Source organism: Chamaesiphon sp. OTE_20_metabat_361, from assembly GCF_031364565.1.
This window is the reverse complement of the sequence record NZ_JANLWO010000049.1, coordinates 1-1,942: the sequence shown is the minus strand read 5'-3', so window position 1 is coordinate 1,942 and position 1,942 is coordinate 1. Positions and strand designations below refer to the sequence as shown.

Sequence of the window (1,942 nt, the reverse complement as noted above, 5' to 3'; positions counted from 1 at the left end):
GAATGAAGTCTGCCAGCAATTGAGAGATCGACAGGGCTTCCCGATCGATCGCCAGCCAGTACAGCACTTGCTGCTCCAGCTCGGACAGCCGCTCGAATTGCTGTCTCAGCAGCGTGTCGATCCCATCACACAACGTCACTCCCTGTTCTAAAAAGGCATGAATACTGCCGTCAAATAAATCTCGGATCGTAGTTGCCGCGATTTTAATCGCTAACGGATTACCAGAGTAAGATTGCTGGAAATGATGCCAATCGCTCGGTGCATTAGCCTGACAACCACTCGCCGTACCGATCGATTCTACGGCGATCGCACTTAAACCATGTAAATCCAAGGTACAGACTAACGCAGATGCTCCTTCTAACGGAATCAATGTGCTGGGCTTCTCCCGACTGGTTAATAATAAACAACTAGTATGATGTTCGGTGGCGATGCGTCTGAGGATTTCACTATAGCCAGCATAACCCTCGCGATAGCCTTCAGAGTTGGACGATGAGCCACCAGGCTGATGCGCCAAAATCGATTCAAAATTGTCGAAGACGATCAGACAGCGCGAAGTTCGCAGATATGCCATCAGTTGGGAGATCTGCGCGCCCATCGTATCCGCAGGTTCCGTCTGTTGTTGGCGGGAGACTACCGCAATGAGCTGAAATAAGACTTTATCCAGCGGTGGTGCATTACGGAGGGATTGCCAGATAATTCGATCGAATGCCGAATTTGCAGCTAACTTTTGACTGAGTTTGGCGGCTAGTGATGTTTTGCCCATTCCGCCCATGCCGACGATCGAAATCAGCCGACACCGCGAGTTTAGAGAATTTTCGTCAGAATTGCCATCCAGCCAGTATTCCAACTGCTGGAGTTCACGTTCGCGCCCAATGAAGCTAGAAACATCGATCCGCTCTCCCCAGTAGCAAGCGCGATCTGGTGGTGAATCTGGGGTAACTTCCAACCCGGCTAGTTGAGGCGATTTTCCGGTGGAAACGCTGTGCGTTGGCGCAGCCTCGCCTTTGGCGATACGACCGTGCTGGCGGCGCAGTACCGCTTGCAAATTATTTTTGGTGACTGGTTCGCCCAATACCTGAGTCAATTGTCGCCACAATTCGTAGCCGACATCGCGGATATAGCCGGTATCATAGCCGATCTGCTCGGCCATATTGGGATAAGTGCGACCTGCCCACGAGTGACGAAACACTTGCTCTTGAATATCTCGGAGACTTGGCGATCTCAGGAGTGGATCGAGTAACGCTAAAGCTTCATCTGCTGTCATTGGCGAAGACCCTGCCAGAATCTATCTCTTATTCTAATCCTAATAATTCGCAAATTACGATCGGTAGATCCGATCTTTTCCGATCTTTTCTGGCTGTCAAACCGTTTCTGGCAGCTTATTCTAGAGATAGAGCGTACAACCCGTCACACAGAAAACCATTTGTAAAACTACAATCCCTGCTACCTATATGCCGGGTACTGCTCAGAGAATTCCAACCCCAACTCAACCTACCACCTAAAAAAATTACCATGAAACTCACAATTGTAAAATCACAAAAAGTCCGCTCCAGTGCCGTTAGTTTGTTGGCAAAGCCTCTCCCGTCGAGAATCGATCGAAAAACCAAAAATTCTCAATTGCTGGCGCAATGGCAATTCGTCAATGGGAGACTGCAATGCCGATGGTTTATAGATTGAGCTTTGCTGCTAAATATCCGATCTTTTCCGTTGGCGTAGCCTCTCATAGAGAATCGCTAACACCAGACTTTTACTGACAGAGAAGAGGAAGTATGAAAAAAGTTGCAGTGTTTGGCAATGCTGGTGGTGGGAAATCAACTTTAAGCAAGAAGGTATCAGAAATTCTGGATTTACCACTACACGTCTTAGATAAAGTCCAATATCAATCGAGAGGTGTTGCCGTTCCCACCGAAGAATATCAGCGCATTCACGCACAAATTCTGGC

General features: G+C 48.4%; 1 protein-coding gene and 1 pseudogene. One reads left to right on the top strand and one right to left on the bottom strand.

What is annotated here, in order from left to right; translation table 11 throughout:
• Nucleotides 1–1,264, bottom strand: a 1,264-nt coding sequence (locus tag RMO35_RS01270; protein ID WP_309738006.1) for an NB-ARC domain-containing protein, incomplete at its 3' end; no start/stop codon positions are given.
• A 505-nt stretch (nucleotides 1,265–1,769) separates the two neighbouring features.
• Here RMO35_RS01270 and RMO35_RS25120 point away from each other — a divergent pair.
• Nucleotides 1,770–1,942 (top strand): annotated as a pseudogene (locus tag RMO35_RS25120) (adenylate kinase); the annotation flags it as partial.